This is a genomic window from Treponema sp. R8-4-B8 (genome assembly GCF_054786175.1).
In genome coordinates, this window is sequence record NZ_BDHE01000366.1 from 1 (window position 1) to 462 (window position 462).

At 42.4% G+C, this 462-nt stretch carries 1 protein-coding gene; it reads left to right on the forward strand.

Annotation, left to right across the window (positions count from 1 at the left end):
• On the forward strand, positions 1–358 hold a 358-nt coding region (locus tag ACYVRA_RS08790; protein ID WP_461252337.1), incomplete at its 5' end, for a hypothetical protein.
• Positions 359–462: the final 104 nt, after the last annotated feature.

Here is a 462-nt window from a genome sequence, read left to right on the forward strand (position 1 = left end):
CGAATTGGCGAACTGCGTGCAGAACTCCAAACCATCTAACGGTCTGCCGCTATATAATTTCCTTGATAATCACGACCAGCCGCGCATAGCGAGCAACATCAAGAATCCCGCTTTTCTGAACCTGTCTCTTATACACATCTTTACGAACAACACGCTTATCGGGAAGCGCTTTACAAGCAGCGATAACTTCGCGGTTACCGAACTTATTGAAAAATACTCTCTTAACGGGCGCATATTTTTTCTTTCGAGACTGTTACAAAATCTGTGTAAACCACTAGGGCGTCAAAGTCACCGTCATTGCGGGCTTGACCCGCAATATGTTGTTATTCAAGGAGATGGCGGATCAAGTCCGCCATGACAGTTAGATCAGACAAAATCATTTTACACAAAATTTGTAACAGTCTCATTCTTTCCTCATGTATGAAGGTTATTGATTTAACACTGACAAACAAACACCATCAT